The organism is Streptomyces sp. AMJ-169 (assembly GCF_055597585.1).
This window is the reverse complement of the sequence record NZ_JBVLTJ010000009.1, coordinates 85,002-107,599: the sequence shown is the minus strand read 5'-3', so window position 1 is coordinate 107,599 and position 22,598 is coordinate 85,002. Positions and strand designations below refer to the sequence as shown.

Below are 22,598 nucleotides of genomic sequence, written 5' to 3'. Positions count from 1 at the left end.
CGGTGCCCCGCTTCACCCGGCAGGAGCTGGAGGCCGCGCGCGACCGCCTCGTCCCCGACGTGGCCGCGCCCGGCCTGCGCGTCCTGTTCTGCGGTATCAACCCGGGCCTGATGACCGCCGCGACGGGCCATCACTTCGCCCGCCCCGGCAACCGCTTCTGGCCGGTCCTGCACCTGTCCGGCTTCACTCCCCGCGTGCTGGAGCCGGCCGAGCAGGACGAACTGCTGTCGTACGGCCTGGGCATCACCAATGTGGTGGCGCGGGCGACCGCCCGCGCGGACGAGCTGTCCGCCGAGGAGTACCGGGAGGGCGGGCTCCTGCTGACCGCGAAGGCGGCCCGGCTGCGGCCCCGCTGGCTGGCCGTGGTGGGGATCACCGCGTACCGGGCCGCTTTCGGTGAGCGCACCGCCGGGGTCGGACCCCAGGAGCGGGTCCTCGGCGACACCCGTATCTGGGTGCTGCCCAACCCCAGCGGTCTGAACGCCCATTGGACGGCGGCGACGATGGCGGAGGAGTTCGCACGCCTGCGAGAGGCGGCGGACGAAGCGGAGTAGGCGGACGGGGACGAGACGGCGGTGACGCTGCGTAATTTTTCGCATACGTGAAGTGAAGCACCCGCCACTGACAATGCCCGCTGACCAGCCCTTTTCCCCGCTCAGGCGGCACGGCCCCCTCGCTCACGCGTCCCGCCGCCGCACCCTCCACGTCCCCGCCGCCAGCGCCGCCCCCGCCCACAGCGCGGTCACCGCGAGCCCCGTCCAGGGCCCGGGCCCGGCCGCCGTAGCGGCGTGCAGCACCGCCTGCCCGGCCCGGTCGGGGAAGCAGTCGGCGACCGTGCCCGGCTCATTGCCGACGACGAAGGACACGACCAGCAGGAACGGCACCAGGATCCCGAGCGTGGCGAGACCGCCGCGCAGCACGGCGGCCAGCCCGGCCGCGAGCAGCGCCATCAGCGTGAGATAGAGCCCGCAGCCGACGACGCCTCGCACCCACTGCGCCCACCCCACGCCGGAGACGTCGAGCAGGGCCCGGCCCGTCAGTAGGGCGGCGAGCCCGGTGCACAGCCCCACCGCGAACACCGGCAGCGCGATCGCCGTGGCCTTCGCCGCGAACCACCGCGTCCGGTCCGGCACGGCCGCCAGCGACACGCGCAGGGCGCCGCCGCGGAACTCCGCCGACACGGCCGTCACCGCGAAGACGACCGCCGCGATCTGCCCGAAGGTGACGCCGAAGAAGGCCGCGAACATCGGATCGATGCGCCGCCCGCCGGATCCCTCCCCTCCGGTGTCGAGCGAGCCGAGCGCGGAGAAGGCGACGGTGGCGAGCGGGATCGCGGCGAGCGCGACGGCCTGCGCGCGCAGGGTACGGATCTTGATCCATTCGGCGCGGAGCGCGGGTGCGTACGACGACATGGGTGGGTCTCCTCCCGGAAACAGGGGTCAGGCGTCCTGCGGCTGCGCCGCGAACTCGGCCTCACCGGCGGTCAGATCGAAGTAGGCCTGCTCCAACGTGCCTTCCTCGGCGGTGAGTTCGAGGAGCGGTACGCCTGCCTCGGCGGCCAGCCGGCCGACGTCGTCCACGCGCGCGTGGTGCACGGTCCAGTGGCCGCCGGGGTGTTCCTCCGCGCGGTGCCCGTGCCGGGCGAGCGCCTCGGCGAGGGGGCCCGGGTCGGTCGTGCGGAAGCGGACGCGGGGCTGTACGCGCGCGTGGATGAACTCCCGCAGCGGGGTGTCGGCCAGGAGGCGGCCCCGGCCCAGGACGATCAGGTGGTCCGCGACGGCGGCCGTCTCGTGCATGAGGTGGCTGGAGACGAGCACCGTGCGGCCCTCGTCGGCGAGCCGGCGCAGCAGGACGCGGATCCAGACGATGCCTTCGGGGTCGAGGCCGTTGGAGGGCTCGTCGAGGAGCACCACCCCGGGGTCGCCGAGCAGGGCGGCGGCGATGCCCAGGCGTTGCCGCATCCCCAGGGAGTACGTCCGCACCCTGCGCCGCCCGGCCGCCTCGCCCAGCCCCGTCTCGTCGAGGACCTCGTCGGCCCTGCGCGCGGGGATGCGGTTGCTCGCGGCCAGCGCGCGCAGGTGGTCGCGTCCGGTGCGGGCGCCGTGCGGGGCGTCCGCGTCGAGCAACGCGCCCACGTGACACAGGGGATCGTTCAACGATCCGTACGCGCGCCCGCCGATGGTGGCGGTGCCCGCGGTGGGGCGGTCCAGGCCGAGGACGAGGCGCAGGGTGGTGGACTTCCCTGCGCCGTTGGGGCCGAGGAAGCCGGTGACCCGGCCCGGCCGCACGCGGACGGTCAGGTCGTCGACAGCGCGGCGGGTGCCGTACGTCTTGGTCAGGTCGCGGACGTCGATGTCGGTCATGGGCAACACCTTGGCCGCGCCCTGTGGTCGGCGGCTTCCCCCGGGAGCGGGGACCGTCTCCCCCGCGCGGGGGAGGGCGTCGCCGGTGGGGGCTGTCACGATGTGCGCATGGCCCGCCTTCTGCGCCCGTTGCTGCGGGGGACGACGTACACGCGACTGCTGCACCTGTGGGTGCCGCTGTTCGCGGTGAGCGTGTGGATGTTCATCGGCCCCATGTGGTGGTGGGCGCCCGCCCTGTTCGTGATCCCGCTCGCGATGATCCCCGGGGTGCGTACGGGCGAGGGCGTGCAGGCGCGGTGGCTGCTCACGCCGGGCGAGGACGACCCGGGGTTCTCGGTGACCCCTTCGGCGACCTGGCGGGACCGGTGGCGGACGCTGCTGTGGCTGGAGCTGCGCCTGCTGCTGGGGGCGTCCGTGTCGTTCGCGTGCGTGTGGCTGCCGATCCTGGTGTACGAACTGATCTGCCTCGCGCGGGGCCACGCGGGCGGCTACCTGCCTTTCACGCTCCCCCCGCACTGGTCGTACGCCCTCCTGACGCCCTTGCCGGTCCTCGCGCTGTACGGCGCGGTCGTCGGCTTCGGGCACGCGGTGACGGCCGCCGCGCGGGCCCTGCTCGGGCCGTCCGCCGCCGAGCGGCTGCTGGCGCTGGAGGAGCGCACCGACCAGCTGCTGGAGCGCACGCGGATCGCGCGGGAGCTGCACGACTCGATCGGGCACGCGCTGACCCTGGCGGTCGTCCAGGCGGGCGCCGCCCGCGCGGCACGCGATCCGGCGTTCACCGAGCGGGCGCTGGAGGCCGTCGAGGAGACCGGGCGGGCCGCGCTGGAGGATCTGGAGCGGGTCCTTGCGGTGCTGCGGGAGTCCGCGCGGCCGGTGAACGGGCGGCCGACGCTCGCCGAGGCGGACCGGCTGCTGGAGTCGGCGCGCGCGTCCGGGGCGCTGGTCGACGCCGAGCTGTCCGGGCCCCTGGAGAGGGTTCCGGGGCCGGTGTCCCGGGAGGGCTACCGCATCCTCCAGGAGGCGCTGACGAACGTCCTGCGGCACGCGGGGCCGGTACCCGTGCGCGTGCGCGTGCGAGTTGGTGCCGGGGCGGTGAGCCTGGAGGTGCGCAACCCCCTCGCCGTCCATGTCCCGGGCCCCGGCCGGGGCAGCGGTCTGCGCGGCATCCGGGAGCGGGCGGCCCTGCTCGGCGGGAGCGCGCTGACCGGCCCCGAGGAGGGCGACTGGCGCGTGCGCGCGGAGCTGCCCCTGGACTGACCGCCCGTGACGGCACCGCATAGGCTGGCGCGATGCCGGTCACCGTACTCCTGGTCGACGACGAACCCCTCGTCCGCGCGGGCCTGCGGGCCGTCCTGGAGTCCCAGCCGGACATCCTGGTCGTCGGCGAGGCGGCCGACGGAGCCGCCGTCATCCCCCTGGTACGTCAACTGCGGCCCGACGTCGTCGCCATGGACGTACGCATGCCCCTGCTGGACGGCATCGAGGCCACCCGCGCGGTGCTGCGGACGGTCCCGGAGCCGCCGAAGATCCTTGTGGTGACGACGTTCGAGAACGACGAGTACGTCTACGAGGCCCTGCGCGCGGGCGCGGACGGTTTCCTCCTCAAGCGGGCCCGGCCCGCCGAGATCGTCCACGCGGTGCGGCTGGTGGCCGAGGGCGAGTCCTTGCTGTTCCCGGCCTCGGTGCGGCAGTTGGCCGCCGCCTACGGGGACGGGGGTGACCGGGCCGCCCGCGCGCGTATGGACCGCGCCCGGCTCACCGACCGCGAGGCGGAGGTTCTGCGGCTGATGGCCCGGGGGCTGTCGAACGCCGAGATCGCCGCCCGTCTGGTGGTGGGCACCGAGACCGTCAAGTCCCATGTCAGCGGCGTCCTCACCAAATTGGGGGCCCGTGACCGCACCCAGGCGGTGATCGCCGCGTACGAGTCGGGCTTCGTGACGCCGGGTTAGCCGTCGCCCTGGTCGCCGCTGCCCCGGGTGCCGAGTACGATCCGCCCCACACGCGAGGAGGGGGGCGGACCGTGGGGCGGCTGACCGGTGGGGATCCTTCGTTGCTGCGGCGGATCAACTCCGCGGTGGTGCTGCACGCGCTGCGCGGCACACAGCCGGCGACGCTGACCGAGGTGACCGGGGTGACGGGGCTGTCGCGGCCCACCGTGGAGGGCGTCGTCGAGGATCTGGTCGCGGCGGGGCTGGTCGTCGAGGAGGCGGCCGACGTGAGCGTCGTACGGCGGCAGGGGCGGCCTGCGCGGCGGTTCAGGTTCCGGGCGGAAGCGGGGCATCTGCTGGGGCTGGACATCGGCGTGCACCGGGTCTCCGCGGTGCTGGCCGACCTCGACGGGCGCGTTCTCGGGACGCAGGCGCGCGGGGTCGAGGAGTCGGCGCCGGCGGACGAGCGGCTGGAACGGGTGCGGGCGGTCGCCGCCGAGCTGCTGCGCCGCTGCGGCGTGCCGCGCGGTGCGCTGCGCGCGGTGGGCGCCGGCACGCCCGGCATCGTCGAGGCGGACGGCACCGTGCGGCTGTGCGCGGCGCTGCCGCAGTGGACGGGGCTGCGGCTGGGCGAGCGGCTCGGCAGGTCGTTCAGGTGCCCGGTGCTGGTCGAGAACGACGCCAACGCGGCGGCCGTCGGGGAGCACTGGAAGGGCGCGGCGACCGAGTCGGACGACGTGGTGCTGGTGCTGGCCGGGCTGAGCCCCGGCGCGGGCGCCCTGATCGGCGGGCGGCTGCACCGCGGCTACGGCGGCGCGGCGGGCGAGATCGGCGCGCTGCACCTCCTGGGCCGCGAGGAGACCCCGGAGGCCCTGCTGTCGACGACGGACGAGCCGCTGCCGCCGCTGGACGACCTGGCGATGGCCCAGGTGTTCATCCGGGCCCGCGCGGGCGACCCCCGCGCGCGGGCGGCCGTCGACCGTTTCCTGCGGCGCCTCGTGCACGACGTGACCGCCCTGGTGCTCGCCCTCGACCCCGAGCTGGTGGTCATCGGCGGGCGGGCGGCGGGCCTGGACGACATCCTGGTCCCCCTGCGCGAGGAACTCGCCCGCTACTGCCTGCGCCCGCCCGAGGTGACCGTCTCCCGCCTGGGCGAGGCAGCCGTCGCCACGGGCGCCCTGAGGCTGGCCCTCGACCATGTCGAGGAGCAACTGTTCGCCGTGGAGGGGACGGTGACGGCACGGGGGCTGGCCGGGCGGGTGAGAGGCGTCCCGCGCGCGGGTTCGCCGTAAAGCACTCCGCGCGGGTGCACGGCACCCCGGGCCCGAAGCCGGCCTCCCGCGCGGGGGCGTCGTACACACATGGCAATCCGCAGCCGCGTTTTTCCGTCGGCCTCCCGCGCGGGGCGTCGTGCGCGTCCCTGGCCCCGTCCGCCCCCTAGGAGGCCCGCTCCTCGCCCCCCGGGCAGATCTCCACCCCTCCCGACGCCCCGAACGTCAGCCGGCAGGTGTCCGCGCGGTAGGTCGCGACGGAGAGGGCCGTGACGCGGTCGGCGGTCGTGTAGCGGGTGGTGACGACGAGGACGGGCGCGCCGGGGAGCCGGTCGAGCTGCTTGGCGTCGTCCGCGCGGGCCGAGCCGAGTTCCACGGAGCGTTCCCGGCCGGTCAGCCGGAGCCCCTGGAGGGCGTGCAGCACCGCGCGCGCGTGGGCGGCGCCGGCCAGGGTGTCGACGGCGGGAAGGCCGGGGACGGAGTCGGCGGGGACGTAGATGAGTTCGGCGGCGACGGGCTGGCCGTGGGAGACGCGGGAGCGGCGGACCGTGTGGACGGGGGTGTCGCGCGGCAGGGAGAGGACGGCGGCGACGGCTGCCGGAGGGGGCGTCAGGGCGCTGTCGGCGGGCTGCCACACCTCGTCGGCGGGGTCCGGCCAGGAGGCGCCGTCCGGGCCGACGTCGACGCCCACGCGCGGGGGCGCGACGGTCGTACCGACGCCCCGGCGGCGGTGCAGCCGGCCTTCGAGTTCGAGCTGCTCCAGCGCCTGGCGGAGCGTGGCGCGGGCGACACCGAAACGGGCGGCCAGTTCCCGCTCGTTGGGCAGGACCTCCCCCACCGCGAACTCGGAGTCGAGCGCTTCGCTGAGCACGGTCCTGAGGTGCCAGTACTTCGGTTCCTGCACCGGTTCCAGCTGAGTGGTCCCCACCCTGTCCTCCGCCCCCGCGGCGCCCGCCGTACACGGCGTTTTCGCGCCCTTGTTTATTAAAGGTTGTTGCACTTGTCAGCGACCATAGGACGGCCCCCACCCTTGGTCAAGACCAATGGGGAAACCGCTTTCACCACTTGCCCGCACCGTCTTCACACGGCGAGCAGACGCAGCTTCTCGGGGTTGCGGACGATGTACACGGCCGCGATGCGCCCGTCGACGACGCCGAGCTGGAACACCGAGTCGGGCACCGCCCCTTGGAGGACGACGACCGCGGGGCCGCCGTTGATCTCCAGGAAGCGGAAGGACAGGTCGGGGACGCCCTTGCGCGCGACGCCTGCGGCGAACCGGCCGATCTTGTCGGCGCCCTCGATGACGTGCAGCGGCGCCTTGACCCGGCCGCCGCTGTCGCCGACGAGCCGGGCGTCGGGCGCGAGGAGGGCCATGAGGCCGTCCAGGTCGCCCTCTGCGGCTGCCGCGAGGAACTTCTCGGTGAGTTCCCGGCGCCGCCCGGGATCGACGTCGTAGCGGGGCCTGCGCTCCTCGACGTGCCGGCGCGCGCGGCCGGCGAGCTGCCGTACGGCGGGTTCGGCGCGCTCCAGGAGGGCGGCGATGTCGGCGTAGGGGTAGCCGAAGGCCTCGCGCAGGACGAACACCGCGCGTTCCAGGGGGGAGAGGGACTCCAGGACGACGAGGACGGCGAGGGAGACGGTGTCGGCGAGGACGGTGCGTTCGGCGGCGTCGGGGACGGTGTCGGCGAAGTCGGTGACGTACGGCTCGGGCAGCCAGGGGCCGACGTAGGTCTCGCCCCGGGCCTTGATGCGGCCGAGGCGTTCGACGGCGAGGCGGGTGACGACGCGGACCAGGTAGGGGCGGGGTTCGCGGACGGCCGCGCGGTCGGCGCCGTGCCAGCGCAGCCACGCGTCCTGGACGACGTCCTCGGCGTCGGCGACCCGGCCGAGCATGCGGTAGGCGATGCCCATCAGGAGCGGTCGGTGGCCCTCGAAGACGTCGGTCGCGGTGTCGGTCGTCACGCCGCCATCCCACCCGACGCCCGCGATCAAGTCCAGCCGGACCGCTCCCTGCCGGACACCTGGATGCGCGGCCGGGGCGCCCGCGCGCGGGCTCACTCCAGGGGGCTACCCGCGAGTAGCCCAGGCTGACAAACTGTCTACCGACGTCTGAAGCGAGGAGCACCGCATTGTCCGCCACCGTCTCCTTCGAAGTCCCCTCCGCGCGGGGCCCGCTGCCCGTGACCGTCGCCTACGCGCGCGTGGGCCGCGGTGAACCGCTGCTCCTGCTGCACGGCATCGGCCATCACCGGCAGGCGTGGGACCCGGTGGTGGACATCCTGGCGACGGAACGCGACGTGGTGGCCGTCGACCTCCCGGGTTTCGGCGCCTCCCCCGCGCTCCCGGAGGGCCTGTCCTACGACCTCCCGACCACCACGGCCGTCTTCACGGCCCTGTGCGCCGCTCTGGGCCTGGACCGCCCGCATGCGGCCGGGAACTCCCTGGGCGGCCTGATCGCCCTGGAGCTGGGCCGTGAGAAGGCCGTACGGTCCGTCACGGCGCTGTCCCCGGCGGGGTTCTGGTCGGCGCCGGAGCACCGGTACGCGTTCTCGGTGCTGGTCGCGATGCGGCGCCTCGCGCGCGGGATGCCGCTTCCCCTGGTGGAGCGCCTGTCCCGGTCGGCGGTGGGCCGTACGGCGCTGACGAGCACGATCTACGCCCGTCCGGGCCGCCGCGCCCCGGAGGCGGTGGTGGCGGAGACCCTGGCGCTGTCCGGCGCCCCGGGGTTCGAGGACACGCTCCGCGCGGGTGCGTCGGTGCGGTTCACGGAGGATGTCCCTGGGGTGCCGGTGACGATCGGCTGGGGTACCCAGGACCGGATCCTGCTGCGCCGGCAGGGGGTGCGCGCGAAACAGGTGATCCCGCGCGCGCGGCTGGTGCGGCTGCCGGGGTGCGGGCACTGCCCTATGAACGACGATCCGGCGTTGGTGGCCCGGGTGATCCTGGACGGGAGCCGCTGACCCATGGAGCGCCTTGCCCGCGGCGGTGAAATGCTTCCGCCGCGGGCAAGGGATTACTCAGAAGCAGACGTAATGATGCCCGGTGGACAAATTCGAGGGCAGCGTCAGGAACTTGTCCGACCCGGGAAGTTCGATCTGCGTCCCGGCAAGGGCGAGCCCCCACACCTGGGATTTCGAATTCGGGGTGGTCCCGCAGGCACCGCCTTGGACATTTACCTGCTGGAAGGTTTCTCCGACGACGTATCGGCCGGCCGGGCAGGCCCCGTGAGAATGACCACAGGTCTTCGAATAGATGTAACGGGTGCCGACGCCGTCGGCGTACTCCACCTTGGCCACGATGTTCGCGCACTGCACGGTCTTAGTACGGCCGCCGGCATAGTTGACCTGGCAGTACGCCTCCACGGAGGAGTTGACGTACGCCATTCCGTGGTAGTCGTAGGTGTAGAGGTCGGCGCAGACTATTCCGTGGACCTGGGCCTTGATGTTGGGATCCACGGCCGCACCGATCTCTTTGCACGTGTGCGCCATTTGATTGCTGCTGCCGTGCAGGATCGGGAATCCGTCCGCGCCCGTTGCGGCCTGTGCGGTGGCGGACGTACCGATGACGGCGATGGACGTCGCGAAAAGAGCGACTGCCGTTTTCACGGCTTTTCTGGTGGACCTGAGCATGCGTTCCCTGTTCGATGTGCGTTTTGGTGCGGAACCTGGCGATGAGTGTTCCAAGCTCCAGGGAAGGAGTCATTGGCGTGGCGTCACCTGTTTCTTGGGGCTGCGTCTCCCTCCTCGGCCAGCGCCCGGCGGCGGTAGTCGCCAGGGGGCAGGCCGTGGGCGGCGCGGAAGGCGCGGCTGAAGTCGGCGGGGTGCCGGAACCCCCAGCGGGCCGCGACCGCCTGGACGGCGCGGGCACGGAGCCGGGGGTCGGCGAGGTCGGCGCGGCAGCGCTCCAGCCGCAGGTGCCGGATCCAGGCGGCGACGGTCAGTTCGCGGGGCCGGAAGAGGCGGTGGAGGTGTCCCACGGAGATGTGGTGGTGAGCGGCGATCTCGGCGACGGTCAGGTCGGGGTCGCCCAGGTTGTGCTCGATGAACGCGTCGATCCGGGCCAGCAGCGCCTGCCGCCGGGTCTCGGGGCTCAGTTCGTCCTGGGCGTCGAGCTGGGCGGCGAGGGCGGCCACCGTCAGGTCGAGAGCCGCCTCACCCAGCCGCCGCGTCTCGCGCTCGCCCAGCTCGCCGTTGCCGACAGCCGTGGCGACGCTGGTGAAGTAGCGGGCGAGGACGACGTTCATCCCGGTGGCGGCGGGCAGCGGGCGCGCGATCAGGTCGTCCAGCCGGCGCGGGCGCAGCGGTACGGCGGCTTTGGGCAGGTGCAGGATCAGCGCCGTCGCCGGGCCCGCGCCGGGCAGCGTCCGGACCTCCGAGGGGCGGGAGGTGTCGTGGAGGAGCAGTTCGCCCGCGCCCGCCCGGCAGTCGCGGTCGTGCTGGGCGAGGTGGACGGCGTTCGCGGTGATCAGGCTGAGCCCGTAGCGCTCGGGATCGGAGCTGCGGACCAGGGCCGGCGTGCGCACGGACCGCAGTTCGGGGAAGGCCAGGACGGACAGCTGGACCGGCCCCAGTTCCATGAGTGTCGCGGCGGCGCGGAAGTCCGCGGCGTGCGGGCTGCTGATCGCCGTCGGGACGACGTCCCTGGCCACCTGTTCGCACCACCACTCGAAGCGGTCCGGGGCCGGCAGGTCCTCGCTGTTCATGGTAGCGATCACGTGCGTCCTCCGCCGCCGGTCCCCTCCGGGGAACCTCAGCCTTCAGCGACCCGACCGGTCCGTCCCCCACTCCGGAGCAAGAATGACAGGGCATCAATCAGGACAAGTCATGCCGCAGTAAAGGTTGATCAATCTTCGCCGAAGACGGGCGGGAGGCGGCGGTCAGGCGATGAGGAACGACACCCGGACCGACAAGTTGGAATCCCAGTCCACCTCCCCCCGGAGCTGGACGGAGCCGTTGCCGGGCGCGACGTTGTGCACCGTCATGGTCGCGTCCCCGACGAACGGCACGTTGTTTCCGCTGAGTTCGGTCATGGAGACCATGACGATGCTGTTGCTGGTCACGCCCGGGACGCTGAACCGCAGCGTGAACGTGCCGTGGATCCCGAGGTCGTAAATGTAGGTCCCGGTCTGCGCTGTGCTCACCGGTGTGACCTGAAGGGGTTCGGTCATCACCCACCACCTTTCGTTCTTCCGTTCCACCAAAAAGGTGACACCGGAAGTAAGCCGCGGACAATGATGTCCGGCACTTTTCGCCTCAACGAGTGAGGTTTGGCCCTAGATGTGACCTAGAGTCAACATGTGTCCATATGAACCGCATCGTTCCGCTAGGCTGCCGCCCTCGAGGACGGCCATCAGAGGGACAGGGCGGGAGTCATGAATCAGCAGCCGGATCGCGAGGAGCCTGCGGCCACTCAAGGGCATCGTTTCAAGTGGCGGAAAGGGCTGCTGGAAGGCGAGTACTCAGGGCCGTCGGCGAAGAAAGACAGCGGCTCCCGGACGATCCTCGTCATCGTCACCGGAATCGTCCTGGTGAGCGGAATCTCTGCCCTGATCATCCTTAAGCCGTTCCAAAGCGGATCGCAGGATGTGAACACCGCGCCGTCCACGAGCGATTCGGCACCGGCCGACGAAGGACAGAAAGGCGGCCCGCCGGAATCGGCCCAGCCGGGCCAGGCCGAGCCTTCGCCGAGTCCGTCCGCCGCCACGTACACCTTGGAGCGCGAAGAGGATCTCAGGCTGACCCGGCCCGACACCCCGCTGTATGTGGATTTTGACGCACTTGGCTGGGCGCGGGCGATCGGCGGCAAAGCGTTCAATGCGCTGCCGGAAGAGGAACAGGCCAAATTCGATCTGTCGTACGCCGATCCGCTCCAAGGTGATCTCAGCACGATGAACGAGCGCCGATTCGGAATTCTCAAACCGGGCGTCGGCGGCACGGTGGAATCGTGTACGCGCGCGACAGGATCCGCCCCTTGGGCGAGCGCACAGATGGATTCCCTCGGCAACGGGAAAGCGGTGGGGATTGTCGCCGGAGCCACCCTCTGTTCGGTGACCGAAGAAGGGCGTGTCGTGGCGGCCAAGGTGGTCAAGGTCTACGCACCGGATTACCTCGCCCCGTACATCGACCTCTCGGTCAAGGTCTGGAAACCGAGTTCACTCAACGGCTGAGGAGCGCGCCGCCCTCCGGCCACTCCAGGAAGCACAGACCCGCGCCAGTCCCGTACACCCCCAGACCGCACGCCCGAAAACCCCACCCCAAGCCCAGTTATTAACCCCCCATTTCCGCCCCCGCCCCCCACCCCAAGTAGGCCTGACCCTGCACCCACACCACCCCACCCCGGAGGCCCGCCCATGCCCCACCTCCCCTCCCCCACCCGCCGCACCCTCCTCCAAGGCACCCTCGCCGCATCAGCCGCACTCGCCGTCCCCGGCGCCCTCGCCGCGGCCCCCGCCTTCGCGCTCACCGGACGCCCCGGCGCCCACTGGGGAGTCCAGACCGGAGACGTCACCGCCCACTCCGGACTCGTATGGGTGAGGTCCGACCGCCCCGCGCGGATGATCGTCGAAACCGCCGCCACGGAGTCCTTCCGCAACCCCTGCCGCCGGTACGGCCCCCTCCTGGCCGCCGGCACGGACTACACCGGCACCACCCGCCTGAACGGCCTCCCCGCGGGCGAGCAGATCCACTACCGCGTCACCCTGGCCGACCCCAACGACCCCCGCCGCACCGGCGAACCCGTCACCGGCACCTTCCGCACCGCCCCCGCCGGCCGCAGACACGGCGTCAAGTTCCTGTGGTCCGGAGACCTCGCCGGACAGGGCTGGGGCATCAACCCCGACCTCGGCGGCTACCGCATCTACGACGCCATGGCCAAACTCGACCCCGACTTCTTCCTGTGCAGCGGCGACAACATCTACGCCGACGGCCCCATCACGGCCACCCAGGCGCTCCCCGACGGCAGCCTGTACCGCAACCTGGTCACCGAGGAGAAGTCCAAGGTCGCCGAGACCCTCGCCGAGTACCGCGGCAACTTCCGCTACAACCTCCTCGACGACAACCTGCGCCGCTTCAACGCCCAGGTCCCCTCGATCATCCAGTGGGACGACCACGAGGTCCGCAACAACTGGTACCCCGGCGAGATCATCACCGCCTCCGACCCGCGCTACACGGAGAAGAGCGTCGACGTCCTCGCCGCCCGCGCCCGCCGCGCGTTCAGCGAGTACTTCCCCGTCTCGACCCTCACCCCGGGCGCGAAGGACGGCCGCGTCCAGCGCGTCATGCGGCACGGCCCGCTGCTCGACGTGTTCGTCCTCGACATGCGCACCTACCGCAACGCCAACTCCCCCGACCAGCAGACGACCGACCCCCAGGGCATCCTCGGACGTGAACAACTGGAATGGCTCAAACGCGAGCTGGCCCGTTCCCGCGCGGTGTGGAAGGTCATCGCCGCCGACATGCCGCTCGGCCTCGTCGTCCCCGACCCGATGGAGAACAAGCCGAACTTCGAGGCCGTCGCCCAGGGCGACCCGGGGCAGCCGCTCGGCCGGGAACTCCAGATCGCCGAGCTGCTGCGGTTCATCAAGCACCGGCGGATCACCGGCACCGTATGGCTGACGGCCGACGTGCACCACACCTCGGCGCAGCACTACCAGCCCGCGCGGGCGGCGTTCAAGGACTTCGAGCCGTTCTGGGAGTTCGTCTCCGGGCCGCTCAACGCGGGCGCGTTTCCGGCCAATGATCTGGACGGCACGTTCGGTCCGGAACGGGTCTTCGTCAAGGCGCCGACGGCGTCCAACGTCTCCCCGGCGCAAGGGTTCCAGTTCTTCGGCGAGGTCGACATCGACGGCGGCAGCGGGGAGTTGACGGTCCGGCTGCGCGAGTCCGACGGAACTGTCCTGTTCACACAGGTGCTCCAGCCGGGACGCGTCGGCCAGTAGCCGCCGGTCCCGTACCCTCGACGGCATGCCGCGCACCGGCGTCATCCCCCGGTGCGCGGTGTGACGAGAACCGCATGAATCGAAAGTGGACAAAAATATCCATTTACTCATCGGACACAGACCGTTCGTGATCACGCAACACCCTTCCGTCACAGTGTTTGCATGATGAGAAAAATCTGGCGCCGCTGTGCCGCCGAACTGACCGCCCTCCTCGCCGTCCTGCTCGCCGCCGTCACCGCGGGCCGCGAGACATGGCGCTCACGCCGCCACGGCCACGCGCCACCACAGACCGATACCGGCCCCCGGCCACCCGCCGGGGACACAACGGCCGCCCCCGCCCTCCCCGAACCCGGCGCCAGCACCCTGTGGCGGATGCGTACGACGGTCAAGGACGCCCCCGGCTCCCTGGCCGCCCTGTGCGCCGCCCTGGCCGGCCACGGCGTCGACATCCTGAGCCTCCAGACGCACCCCCTGGGCCTCGACACGGTCGACGAGTTCCTGCTGCGCGCCCCGGGCGAGCTGGGCGGCGACGACATCACGCGCGCGCTCGCGCGGGCCGGCGGCACGGACATCTGGATCGAGCGGGCCGACGCCCACGACCTCGTCGACGCGCCGACCCGGATGCTGGGCCTGGCCACCAGGACCGCGCTGGACGCGGCCGAACTCCCCCTCGCGCTGCGCCAGCTGCTGGGCCGCTGCACGATCCGTTCGACGCCCCGCGCGGACGGCGTGCCGGCGGAGGGGGTCCTGGAGGAGACCGTGCTGCGCCTGCGGGCGCCGGAAGGCGGAGTGATCACCGTGGAGCGGCCGTACCTGCCGTTCACCCCGACCGAGTTCGCGCGCGCCCGCGCGCTGCTGGAGCTGGACGCGCGGCTCGGCCCGCGGGTCCCGCGCGGCCTGGACGCGCTGACGCTGCCCGAGGGCGGCGACATCACGATCGGCCGCGCCGACACGGGTGACCTGGCCGCCGCGAAGGCCATGCACGAGCGCTGCTCGCAGGCCACCCTGAGCCTGCGCTACCACGGCCCGGTCGGCGACGCCGACCGCTACCTGAACCACCTCCTCAGCCCCCGCTACGGCCGCACCCTGGCCGTGCGCACCGCCTCGGGCCGCGTCGTCGGCCTCGGCCACCTGCTCTGGGACGGCGACGAGACCGAGGTCGCCCTCCTCGTCGAGGACGACTGGCAACGGCGCGGGATCGGCGGGGAGCTGCTGCGCAGGCTGGTCCGGATGGCCGTGGAGACGGGCAGCGAGAGCGTGTACGCGGTCACCCGTTCGGCGAACACCGGCATGATCGCCGCCATGCGCGCGCTGGAGCTGCCGCTGGACTACCAGATCGAGGAGGGCACCCTGGTGCTGACGGCCCGCCTGGAGGGGGTCAGCGCGGAGAGTCTGCTGTGAAGAACGCCCCGCGCGCGGGAAACGTCCCCGGCCCGGCCACGCCCTGAGCGAAATCCGGCCACCCCCGCCGGAACGGCCCCCACCCCGGGCTGACGCGACACCGGTATCCGTATGAGGATGTCCGCATGTCAGAGACCAACAGCCCGCTGCCCCGCGAGGTCGCCGACGCGTACGTCGACGCCCTCATCGCCCTCGATCCGTTCACCGGCACCTATCTCGGCGCGCGGGAGAGCTCCGGCCGGATGCCGGATCTGTCGCCCGCGGGCCAGGAGGCGGTGGCGCGGCTGGCGCGCGAGACGCTGGCCGCGCTGGACGAGGCGGAGTCCCGGCCGGGCGCGGACAGCGACGCCGAGCGGCGCTGCGGACGGCTGCTGCGGGAGCGGCTGACGGCCGAACTCGCGGTCCACGAGGCCGGGGAGGGGCTGCGCGCGGTCGGCAACCTGGGCACTCCGGCGCAGCAGATCCGCGAGGTGTTCACGGTGACGCCGGCCGACACCGAGGAGGACTGGGCGGCGATCGCGCAGCGGCTGCGCGCGGTGCCCACGACCCTGGCCGGCTACCGCGCGTCCCTCGAACTGGGCCTGGAGCGCGGCCTGTTCGCGGCGCCCCGGCCGACGGCCGTCTTCACCGAGCAGCTCGGCGAGTGGGCCGACACAGGCGAGGGGCGCGGCTGGTTCGAGGACTTCGCGGCCGCCGGCCCCGAGTCCCTGCGCACCGAACTCGACGCCGCCGCGCAGGAGTCGACGGCGGCCGTCGTCGCACTGCGGGACTGGGTACGGGACGTGTACGCCCCGGCGATCGCGGACGCGCCCGAGGTGGTCGGCCGGGAGCGGTACGCGCGACTGTCGCGCTACTACAACGGCACCGACCTCGACCTGGACGAGGCGTACGCGTACGGCTGGGCCGAGTACCACCGGCTGCTCGGCGAGATGAGGAAGGAGGCCGAGAAGATCCTGCCGGGCGCGCAGACGCCGTGGGTGGCGCTCGCGCACCTCGACGGGCACGGCCGGCACATCGAGGGCGTCGACGAGGTCCGTGACTGGCTCCAGGGCCTGATGGACGGCGCGATCGAGTCGCTGGACGGCACGCACTTCGAACTCGCCGAGCGGGTACGGCGGGTCGAGTCCCGCATCGCCCCTCCGGGCAGCGCGGCGGCGCCGTACTACACGGCTCCCTCCGAGGACTTCTCCCGGCCGGGCCGCACCTGGCTGCCGACGATGGGCCAGACCCGGTTCCCCGTCTACGACCTGGTGTCGACCTGGTACCACGAGGGCGTCCCCGGGCATCACTTGCAGCTCGCGCAGTGGGCGCACATCGCCGAGAACCTCTCCCGCTACCAGGCGACCATCGGCATCGTCAGCGCCAACGCGGAGGGCTGGGCGCTGTACGCGGAGCGGCTGATGGACGAACTCGGCTTCCTCGCCGACGCGGAGGAGCGGCTCGGCTACCTCGACGCGCAGATGATGCGCGCGGTCCGCGTGATCATCGACATCGGCATGCACCTGGAGCTGGAGATCCCGGCGGACTCGCCGTTCCACCCCGGTGAGCGCTGGACGCCGGAGCTGGCCCAGGAGTTCTTCGGCTCGCACAGCAGCCGCCCGGCCGACTTCGTCGCGAGCGAGCTGACCCGCTACCTGACGATCCCGGGCCAGGCGATCGGCTACAAGCTCGGCGAGCGCGCCTGGCTGCTGGGCCGCGAGAAGGCCCAGGAGCGCCACGGCGAGAGCTTCGACCTGAAGTCCTGGCACATGGCGGCCCTCTCCCAGGGCTCCCTGGGCCTGGACGACCTGGTGGACGAACTCGCGGCGCTTTAAAGCGCTTTAGATCCTTTAAAGCGCTTTAAGCGGTACGACGCCCGGGGCGCCCTCTGCACAGGGGGCGCCCTTCAGCACCCGCAGTCGCCGTCACCGACGGGCGCCGTCAGCGGGTCGGGGTCGCGCCGCGCGGTCCCTTCCCAGGTCTCGTAGGCGAACCCTTCGCGCACCCAGTACTCGAAGCCGCCGAGCATCTCCTTGACCTGGTAGCCGAGTTCGGCGAGCGCGAGAGCCGCGCGGGCGGCGCCGTCGCAGCCGGGCCCCCAGCAGTAGGTGACCAACGGGACGTCCTTGTCGAGCAGTTGGCCCGCCTGCTCCGGGACGAGGGCGGTGGGCAGGTGGACGGCGCCGGGGATGTGGCCCTGGTCCCAGGACGCGGCGGAGCGGGTGTCGAGGAGGACGAACGCGTCGGTGGGGAGCGCGGCGGCGACGTCGGAGACGTCCGTGTGGAAGGCGAGGCTCGCGCGGAAGTGGGCGGCTGCTTCGGCGGGGGCGGCGGGGGCGATGCGCAGAACAGGGTTCGTCATGGCCGGAAATCTACGGCCGCCGGACGCCGCCCTGAAGACGGATTACCCGGCCCTCACCTTGATCCGCCGCCGATTCCCCCGCACTCTTGCCCCATGACCGCGTATTCCCCGGACGCCACCGACTGGCGCATCCTCGATGTCCTCCAGCGCGACGGGCGGGCCTCCTTCGCGGAGCTCGCGCGGGCCGTGTCGATGTCGCCGAGCGCGGTGACCGAGCGGGTGCGGCGGCTGGAGGAGGCCGGCGTGATCCAGGGGTACGCGGCCGTCGTCGACCCGGAGCGGCTGGGGCTGCCGATCCTGGCCTTCGTCCGGCTGCGCTACCCCAACGGCCACTACAAGCCGTTCCACGACCTGGTGGCGGTCACCCCGGAGATCCTGGAGGCCCACCACGTCACCGGGGACGACTGTTTCGTCATCAAGGTCGCGGCGCGCTCCATGCGGCACCTGGAGGAGGTGTCGGGGCGGATCGGCACGCTCGGGTCGGTGACGACGAGCGTCGTCTACTCGTCGCCGCTGCCCCGGCGCGCCGTCGGTCAGTGACCGCGCTGGCGTACGGCCGACCCGGTGCGGTCCTTGACGACCTCCAGCTGGGCGTGGACGCGGCGGCGCAGGTCGGCGACATGGCTGACGATGCCGACGCTGCGGTCGCGTTCGCGCAGGGAGTCCAGGACGTCCAGGACCTCGTCCAGGGTCTGGTCGTCGAGGCTGCCGAAGCCCTCGTCGATGAAGAGGGTGTCGAGGCGGACGCCGCCGGTCTCGTCGGTGACGACGTCGGCGAGGCCCAGGGCCAGCGCGAGGGAGGCGAAGAAGGTCTCGCCGCCGGACAGGGTCGCGGTGTCGCGTTCGCGGCCGGTCCAGGCGTCCACGACGTGCAGCCCGAGGCCGCTGCGCCCGCGCCCTGAGCGGTCGGCGGAGTGGACGAGGGTGTAGCGGCCCGACGACATCTTCTGGAGCCGCAGGGTCGCGGCGGCGGCCACCTGTTCGAGGCGGGCGGCCAGGACGTAGGCCTCCAGCCGCATCTTGCGCTCGTTGTCGGCGGACGTCCCGGCGGTGAGCCCGGCGAGCCGCGCCACCCGGTCGTACTCCTGGCGCAGGGGCGCCAGTGCGCGTACGCCGCTCTGCGCGCGCGTGGAGAGCCGGTCCAGCTCGGTGCAGCGGCGGGCGGCGGCGTCGCGCGCGGAGACAGCCCGCTGGAGCCTCTCCGCGGCCTCGGCGGCACGCTCCTCGGCGCCGCTGACGTCGGCGGCGGGGAGCCGTGAGGCGGCCAGGGAGCCCTCTTCGGCGAGGACGGCCTGTACGGCGGCCTCCTCGGCCTGCCAGGCGTCCAGGCGCCGTTGCAGATCCCGGTGGACGTCGGTCTCAAGGAGCGCGCCGGAGGCTTCGGCGGGCGTGACGAACCCGGCGCGGTAGGCGGCCTCGGCCACCCTCCCGTCCGCTTCCTTCAGCCGCCCGGCGCTGTCGTGGGCCGCGCGGGCGCTCTCCGCGGCCCCCGCCAGCAACTCCCCCCACCGCCCCAGCTCCCCCGCCCGCGCGGCGACGCTCTCCGCGTCCCCCCGCGCCTGCGCCAGCTCCCCCTCCAGCGCCTCCTGTTCCCGCTCCAGCCGTTCCCGCTGCCCCACCCGTGAGGCGATCCGCACGGCGGTCTCCCGCTGGACTGCGGTGCGCCGCTCGTGCTCCTGCCCGGCGTGGCGCAGTTCCTCGCGCGCGGGAAGCAGCACGGACGCCGTCTCCCGCGCGTGCGCGTACTGCCGCTCCAGGTCCCGGACTTCGGCCAGGAGGTCGGCGGTCGGGGTGTCACCGGCTTCGGCGCGGGCGGCGGCCAGGTCCTGGCGGACGGTGCCGAGGCGCTGTTCGTCCTTGTCGTGGGCGTCGGCCGCGCGCTGTGCGGTGTCGTAGGCCTGTTCCTCGGCCGCGCGGTCGATGTGTCCGGCGTCCTTGCGCGCGGGCGCGGGGTGTTCGGTGGCGCCGCAGACCGCGCAGGGGGTGCCGTCGGTGAGGCTCGCGGCGAGTTCGGCGGCGATGCCGTCGAGGCGCTGTTCCTTGAGGTCGAGCCAGTGCGCGCGGGCGGTCTGCGCGGCCTCCTGGGAGGCGCGTGAGAGGTCCCGGGCGGTGTCGAGGTCGGCGGTGAGGCGGTCGCGGAGTTCGGCGGCGGCGAGGCGCCTGCGGGCGGGGTCGCGGCGGCCGGCGAGCTGTTCCGCGCGGGTGGCGGCGTCCTGGGCGGTGTCGATGCGGGCCTGGAGGTCCGCGCGGGTGGCGTCCCAGCCGGTGAGCCAGGTCTCGGTCTCGGTGAGGACGTCGGTGTCGGCGCGCTCCTGCCGGTCCAGGCCGGCGCGTTCGGTGACGAGTTCGGCGAGCCGGCGTTCCGCGCGGCGGGCGGACTCCAGGCCGCCGAGTTCCTCGGCGGCGCGGCGGGCGGCGGCGGCGAGGCCGGCGGTGTCGGCCTCGGCGAGGGGCTGCGGGAGCTGGGCACGCGCGCGTGCCTCTTCGGCGCTCGCCCTGTGGTGTTCGGCGACGGCGGCCTCGCGCAGCTCCAGCGCGGGCGCGACGGCCTCGGCCTTGCGGGAGCGTTCCATCCGCGCGCGGGCTTCCTCGTAGGCCCCGGAGCGCTCCTGGAGAAGCTCCGCGCGGGCCTTCGCCTCGGCGAACCTGCGCTGGGTGCGGGCGAGTTCGCGTACGTCGTCCAGGGCGCGTCCGGCGGCGGCGTGGGCGGCGGCCGCCGCGGCCCGGCCGCAGTGGGCGACGGTGAGCTGTTCGCGGGCGGTGCTGCGGGCGACGGCGGCGGCGGCCAGGACGGCTTCGGCGAGGCCGGGTTCGCCGGGGGCGAGGTCAGGCGGGGTCATGGCGCCGCCGGCGGCCTGCTGCATGCGGTGGGCGTCGGCGAGGAGGTCGGTGTCGCCGTCCTTGACCTGGGTCTCGGTGGTGCGGCGGCGGTCGGCGAGGCGTTTTTCGACGTCGGCGAAGCGCTGGGTGTCGAAGAGCCGGCCCAGGAGCCGGCCGCGGGCCTCGGCGTCGGCGCGCAGGAAGCGGGCGAAGTCGCCCTGGGGCAGCAGGACGACCTGGCAGAACTGTTCGCGGCTCATGCCGAGCAGTTGGGTGATCTCCTCGCCGACCTCCTGGTGGGAGCGGCTGAGGTCCTTCCAGGCGCCCTGGGCGTGTTCGCGCAGCCAGGTCTGCGCCTTGTCGAGGGTCGTGCCCGCGCCGCGCTTCTTGGGGCGCTCCCACGGGGGCTGGCGGGTGATCTCCAGGCGGCGTCCGGCGACGGTGAGTTCGAGGGTGACCTCGGTGCGGACGTGGGGGGCGGCGTGGTCGCTGCGCAGGTTCTGGCCCTGGCCGCTCTGCCGGGCGCCCGGGACGGAGCCGTACAGGGCGTAGCAGACGGCGTCGAGGACGGAGGTCTTGCCGGCGCCCGTGGGGCCGTGCAGGAGGAACAGGCCGGCGCCGGAGAGGGCGTCGAAGTCGACGCTCTGGGGGGCGCCGAAGGGGCCGAAGGCGGTGATGTCGAGCCGGTGGAGCCTCATCGGGCGGCCTCCGCGCGGGCGTCGTCGGCGCGGACCAGGTCGAAGGCGTCGCGCAGGACGCCCTGTTCGTCGCTGTCGGGGCCCGCTCCGCGCACGTGGGTGACGAAGTCCTCGGCGATCTGCTGGTCGGTGCGGCCGGCGAGGCGGCGCGCGTAGGTGGCCTCGGGGTCCTCGGGGGCGCGGTCGGGGGCGAAGACGAGGCTCAGGGTGTGCGGGAAGCGTTCGGTGAGGCGGGCCATGGGGTCGGCGGGGCGGACGGCGTCGGTCAGGGTGGCCTCGACCCAGGCGTCCTCGTGGCCGGCCAGCTCGGGGTCGGCCAGCAGGTCCTCCAGGGTGCCGCGCAGCCGGGCCAGCGCGCGCGGGACGGGGCAGTCGACGCGCTCGGCGGTGACGGACCCGTCGGCGCCGAGGTCGATCAGCCACATGCTCTTGCGGTGCCCGGCCTCGGAGAACGAGTAGGGCAGCGGGGAGCCGGAGTAGCGCACCCGCTCGGTGAGGGTCTGGCAGCCGTGGAGGTGGCCCAGGGCGACGTAGTCGACGCCGTCGAAGATCCCTGCGGGGACGGCCGCGACGCCGCCGACGGTGATGTCGCGTTCGCTGTCGCTGGGCTGCCCGCCGGTGACGAAGGCGTGCGCGAGGACGACGGAGCGGGTGCCCCGCGCGCGGGTGGCGAGGTCGGCGCGGACGCGGTCCATGGCGGCGCCTAGGACCGCTTCGTGACCGGCCTTGTCGACGCCGAACGTGTCTTTCACGAGGGCGGGTTCGAGGTAGGGCAGGCCGTAGAAGGCGACGTCCCCGTGGGTGTCCTGGAGGAGCACCGGGGTGCCTGCGGAGGCGGGGGCGGTGCGCAGGTGGATGCCCGCGCGGCCGATGAGTCCGGCGCCGACGCCGAGGCGGCGGGCCGAGTCGTGGTTGCCGGAGATCATCACGGTCGGGACTCCGGCGTCCGCGAGTTGGTGCAGGGCGTCGTCGAAGAGCTCCACGGCCGCGAGCGGGGGCACCGCGCGGTCGTACACATCACCCGACACGGCCACGGCGTCGGCCTCGCGTTCCCGCGCGACGCGGACGAGGTGGCCGATGAACTCGGCCTGGGCGCCGAGCATGTCCACCCGGTGGAACGCCCGGCCCAGATGCCAGTCGGAAGTGTGCAGGAGCCTCATGATCCCCGAGGTTAACGGCCGGGTCTGACATCACGGGCGGTCGCTGTCGCCGTACGCCTCCCCGCCGAGGGTGAAGCCGGCCGTTCCCGCGGTCGCGTCGGCGAGCCAGCCGCGGAAGGCGGGGACGTCGGCGTCGGGCAGGCCGATCTCGATCGTGACGGCCTCGGCGTAGCGCACGTCGCGGACGTCGCGGCCGGTGGCGCGCAGGTCGTTCTGGAGCTTCCCGGCGCGCTGGTGGTCGACGGTGAGGGTGGCGAGGCGGAAGCGGCGGCGGGTGAGGGTCCCCAGGGTGTCGATGGCCTCGCCGACGGCGCCCCCGTACGCGCGGATGAGGCCGCCCGCGCCGAGCTTGACGCCGCCGTAGTAGCGGGTGACGACGGCGACGACGTAGCGCATGTCACGGCGGGTCAGCATCTGGAGCATGGGCAGTCCGGCGGTGCCGCCGGGTTCGCCGTCGTCGCCGGCCTTCTGCACGGAGGCGTCGGCCCCGATGACGTACGCCCAGCAGTTGTGGGTGGCGTCGGCGTGCTCCTTGCGGACGGCCGCGATGAACTCCTGGGCCTCCTGTTCGGTGGCCGCGGGTGCGAGCGCGCACAGGAAGCGGGAGCGGTTGACCTCGGTCTCGTGGACGCCCGCGCGGGCGACGGTGCGGTACTCGTCCTGCATCCGGCCAGCCTAGG

21 protein-coding genes are annotated in these 22,598 nt (G+C 73.2%); 10 read left to right on the top strand and 11 right to left on the bottom strand.

Annotation, left to right across the window (positions count from 1 at the left end):
• Nucleotides 1–2 precede the first annotated feature (2 nt).
• The gene (gene mug, locus ACYUD3_RS22765) at nucleotides 3–554 is read left to right on the top strand and encodes a G/U mismatch-specific DNA glycosylase (protein WP_470972708.1); all 552 of its coding nucleotides are present in this window, start codon (nucleotides 3–5) and stop codon (nucleotides 552–554) included.
• 123 nt (nucleotides 555–677) lie between these two features.
• Here the strand turns inward: mug and ACYUD3_RS22760 are convergent, their stop codons facing one another.
• Together ACYUD3_RS22760 and ACYUD3_RS22755 are read right to left on the bottom strand one after the other, a co-directional pair.
• On the bottom strand, nucleotides 678–1,412 hold the full coding sequence (locus tag ACYUD3_RS22760) for an ABC transporter permease (RefSeq protein ID WP_470972706.1): 735 nt from the start codon (nucleotides 1,410–1,412) through the stop codon (nucleotides 678–680).
• Nucleotides 1,413–1,439: 27 nt separating this feature from the next.
• Complete coding sequence (locus tag ACYUD3_RS22755; RefSeq protein ID WP_470972704.1) at nucleotides 1,440–2,363, bottom strand: ATP-binding cassette domain-containing protein; 924 nt, start codon at nucleotides 2,361–2,363, stop codon at nucleotides 1,440–1,442.
• A 108-nt stretch (nucleotides 2,364–2,471) separates the two neighbouring features.
• Between ACYUD3_RS22755 and ACYUD3_RS22750 the strand changes: the two genes are divergently transcribed.
• The 3 genes from ACYUD3_RS22750 (at nucleotide 2,472) to ACYUD3_RS22740 (ending at nucleotide 5,583) form a co-directional block, all read left to right on the top strand.
• On the top strand, nucleotides 2,472–3,620 hold the full coding sequence (locus tag ACYUD3_RS22750; RefSeq protein WP_470972702.1) for a sensor histidine kinase: 1,149 nt from the start codon (nucleotides 2,472–2,474) through the stop codon (nucleotides 3,618–3,620).
• 32 nt (nucleotides 3,621–3,652) lie between these two features.
• Nucleotides 3,653–4,312, top strand: a complete 660-nt coding sequence (locus ACYUD3_RS22745; RefSeq protein ID WP_470972700.1) for a response regulator transcription factor — start codon at nucleotides 3,653–3,655, stop codon at nucleotides 4,310–4,312.
• 71 nt (nucleotides 4,313–4,383) lie between these two features.
• Nucleotides 4,384–5,583 carry an ROK family protein gene (locus ACYUD3_RS22740; RefSeq protein ID WP_470972698.1) on the top strand — a complete coding sequence of 400 codons (1,200 nt, stop codon included), beginning with the start codon at nucleotides 4,384–4,386 and terminating at the stop codon, nucleotides 5,581–5,583.
• 145 nt (nucleotides 5,584–5,728) lie between these two features.
• On the opposite strand, the gene ACYUD3_RS22735 is transcribed toward ACYUD3_RS22740, so the two are convergent.
• Nucleotides 5,729–6,490 (bottom strand): GntR family transcriptional regulator, encoded by a 762-nt coding sequence (locus ACYUD3_RS22735; protein ID WP_470972696.1) that lies wholly within the window; start codon nucleotides 6,488–6,490, stop codon nucleotides 5,729–5,731.
• A 152-nt stretch (nucleotides 6,491–6,642) separates the two neighbouring features.
• Nucleotides 6,643–7,524, bottom strand: coding sequence for an RNA polymerase sigma factor SigJ (gene sigJ / locus ACYUD3_RS22730; protein ID WP_470972694.1), 882 nt, complete (start codon nucleotides 7,522–7,524; stop codon nucleotides 6,643–6,645).
• Between the two features lie 167 nt (nucleotides 7,525–7,691).
• On the opposite strand from sigJ, the gene ACYUD3_RS22725 reads away from it, so the two are divergent.
• On the top strand, nucleotides 7,692–8,522 hold the full coding sequence (locus tag ACYUD3_RS22725) for an alpha/beta fold hydrolase (protein ID WP_470972692.1): 831 nt from the start codon (nucleotides 7,692–7,694) through the stop codon (nucleotides 8,520–8,522).
• 57 nt (nucleotides 8,523–8,579) lie between these two features.
• Here ACYUD3_RS22725 and ACYUD3_RS22720 read toward each other — a convergent pair whose 3' ends face one another.
• The 3 genes from ACYUD3_RS22720 to ACYUD3_RS22710 all read right to left on the bottom strand — a co-directional run bounded on the left by ACYUD3_RS22720 (nucleotide 8,580) and on the right by ACYUD3_RS22710 (nucleotide 10,729).
• Nucleotides 8,580–9,167 carry a hypothetical protein gene (locus ACYUD3_RS22720; RefSeq protein ID WP_470972690.1) on the bottom strand — a complete coding sequence of 196 codons (588 nt, stop codon included), beginning with the start codon at nucleotides 9,165–9,167 and terminating at the stop codon, nucleotides 8,580–8,582.
• 107 nt (nucleotides 9,168–9,274) lie between these two features.
• Nucleotides 9,275–10,276, bottom strand: a complete 1,002-nt coding sequence (locus ACYUD3_RS22715; protein WP_470972688.1) for an AraC-like ligand-binding domain-containing protein — start codon at nucleotides 10,274–10,276, stop codon at nucleotides 9,275–9,277.
• A gap of 162 nt (nucleotides 10,277–10,438) precedes the next feature.
• A complete protein-coding gene (locus ACYUD3_RS22710; RefSeq protein ID WP_470972686.1) occupies nucleotides 10,439–10,729 on the bottom strand; it encodes a hypothetical protein in 291 nt (96 codons plus the stop codon).
• 204 nt (nucleotides 10,730–10,933) lie between these two features.
• On the opposite strand from ACYUD3_RS22710, the gene ACYUD3_RS22705 reads away from it, so the two are divergent.
• The 4 genes from ACYUD3_RS22705 to ACYUD3_RS22690 all read left to right on the top strand — a co-directional run bounded on the left by ACYUD3_RS22705 (nucleotide 10,934) and on the right by ACYUD3_RS22690 (nucleotide 16,713).
• The gene (locus tag ACYUD3_RS22705; protein ID WP_470972684.1) at nucleotides 10,934–11,728 is read left to right on the top strand and encodes a hypothetical protein; all 795 of its coding nucleotides are present in this window, start codon (nucleotides 10,934–10,936) and stop codon (nucleotides 11,726–11,728) included.
• Between the two features lie 183 nt (nucleotides 11,729–11,911).
• A complete protein-coding gene (locus ACYUD3_RS22700) occupies nucleotides 11,912–13,498 on the top strand; it encodes an alkaline phosphatase D family protein (RefSeq protein ID WP_470972682.1) in 1,587 nt (528 codons plus the stop codon).
• 162 nt (nucleotides 13,499–13,660) lie between these two features.
• The gene (locus ACYUD3_RS22695) at nucleotides 13,661–14,899 is read left to right on the top strand and encodes a GNAT family N-acetyltransferase (RefSeq protein WP_470972680.1); all 1,239 of its coding nucleotides are present in this window, start codon (nucleotides 13,661–13,663) and stop codon (nucleotides 14,897–14,899) included.
• 125 nt (nucleotides 14,900–15,024) lie between these two features.
• Nucleotides 15,025–16,713, top strand: coding sequence for a DUF885 domain-containing protein (locus ACYUD3_RS22690; RefSeq protein ID WP_470972679.1), 1,689 nt, complete (start codon nucleotides 15,025–15,027; stop codon nucleotides 16,711–16,713).
• A gap of 71 nt (nucleotides 16,714–16,784) precedes the next feature.
• Here the strand turns inward: ACYUD3_RS22690 and ACYUD3_RS22685 are convergent, their stop codons facing one another.
• Nucleotides 16,785–17,240, bottom strand: coding sequence for a rhodanese-like domain-containing protein (locus tag ACYUD3_RS22685; protein ID WP_470972677.1), 456 nt, complete (start codon nucleotides 17,238–17,240; stop codon nucleotides 16,785–16,787).
• A 93-nt stretch (nucleotides 17,241–17,333) separates the two neighbouring features.
• Between ACYUD3_RS22685 and ACYUD3_RS22680 the strand changes: the two genes are divergently transcribed.
• Nucleotides 17,334–17,780, top strand: a complete 447-nt coding sequence (locus ACYUD3_RS22680) for an Lrp/AsnC family transcriptional regulator (protein ID WP_470972675.1) — start codon at nucleotides 17,334–17,336, stop codon at nucleotides 17,778–17,780.
• On the opposite strand, the gene ACYUD3_RS22675 is transcribed toward ACYUD3_RS22680, so the two are convergent.
• The 3 genes from ACYUD3_RS22675 to ACYUD3_RS22665 are packed head-to-tail and all read right to left on the bottom strand — an operon-like array spanning nucleotide 17,774 to nucleotide 22,584.
• Entirely contained in the window at nucleotides 17,774–20,758 is a 2,985-nt protein-coding gene (locus ACYUD3_RS22675) for an AAA family ATPase (protein WP_470972673.1), read from the bottom strand. The two genes, ACYUD3_RS22680 and ACYUD3_RS22675, sit on opposite strands and share 7 nt — an antisense overlap.
• Nucleotides 20,755–21,918 carry an exonuclease SbcCD subunit D gene (locus tag ACYUD3_RS22670; protein ID WP_470972671.1) on the bottom strand — a complete coding sequence of 388 codons (1,164 nt, stop codon included), beginning with the start codon at nucleotides 21,916–21,918 and terminating at the stop codon, nucleotides 20,755–20,757. The genes ACYUD3_RS22675 and ACYUD3_RS22670 overlap by 4 nt, the downstream gene beginning before the upstream one ends.
• A 30-nt stretch (nucleotides 21,919–21,948) precedes the next feature.
• Complete coding sequence (locus ACYUD3_RS22665; RefSeq protein ID WP_470972669.1) at nucleotides 21,949–22,584, bottom strand: YigZ family protein; 636 nt, start codon at nucleotides 22,582–22,584, stop codon at nucleotides 21,949–21,951.
• Nucleotides 22,585–22,598 lie beyond the last annotated feature (14 nt).

Excerpts from the sequence above, each read along its gene's own strand:
- ACYUD3_RS22760 (WP_470972706.1), bottom strand. The coding sequence starts at position 1,412 with ATGTCGTCGTACGCACCCGCGCTCCGCGCCGAATGGATCAAGATCCGT.
- ACYUD3_RS22755 (WP_470972704.1), bottom strand. The coding sequence starts at position 2,363 with ATGACCGACATCGACGTCCGCGACCTGACCAAGACGTACGGCACCCGC.
- ACYUD3_RS22750 (WP_470972702.1), top strand. The coding sequence starts at position 2,472 with ATGGCCCGCCTTCTGCGCCCGTTGCTGCGGGGGACGACGTACACGCGA.
- ACYUD3_RS22745 (WP_470972700.1), top strand. The coding sequence starts at position 3,653 with ATGCCGGTCACCGTACTCCTGGTCGACGACGAACCCCTCGTCCGCGCG.
- ACYUD3_RS22710 (WP_470972686.1), bottom strand. The coding sequence starts at position 10,729 with ATGACCGAACCCCTTCAGGTCACACCGGTGAGCACAGCGCAGACCGGG.
- ACYUD3_RS22705 (WP_470972684.1), top strand. The coding sequence starts at position 10,934 with ATGAATCAGCAGCCGGATCGCGAGGAGCCTGCGGCCACTCAAGGGCAT.
- ACYUD3_RS22700 (WP_470972682.1), top strand. The coding sequence starts at position 11,912 with ATGCCCCACCTCCCCTCCCCCACCCGCCGCACCCTCCTCCAAGGCACC.
- ACYUD3_RS22695 (WP_470972680.1), top strand. The coding sequence starts at position 13,661 with ATGATGAGAAAAATCTGGCGCCGCTGTGCCGCCGAACTGACCGCCCTC.
- ACYUD3_RS22690 (WP_470972679.1), top strand. The coding sequence starts at position 15,025 with ATGTCAGAGACCAACAGCCCGCTGCCCCGCGAGGTCGCCGACGCGTAC.
- ACYUD3_RS22685 (WP_470972677.1), bottom strand. The coding sequence starts at position 17,240 with ATGACGAACCCTGTTCTGCGCATCGCCCCCGCCGCCCCCGCCGAAGCA.
- ACYUD3_RS22680 (WP_470972675.1), top strand. The coding sequence starts at position 17,334 with ATGACCGCGTATTCCCCGGACGCCACCGACTGGCGCATCCTCGATGTC.
- ACYUD3_RS22675 (WP_470972673.1), bottom strand. The coding sequence starts at position 20,758 with ATGAGGCTCCACCGGCTCGACATCACCGCCTTCGGCCCCTTCGGCGCC.
- ACYUD3_RS22670 (WP_470972671.1), bottom strand. The coding sequence starts at position 21,918 with ATGAGGCTCCTGCACACTTCCGACTGGCATCTGGGCCGGGCGTTCCAC.
- ACYUD3_RS22665 (WP_470972669.1), bottom strand. The coding sequence starts at position 22,584 with ATGCAGGACGAGTACCGCACCGTCGCCCGCGCGGGCGTCCACGAGACC.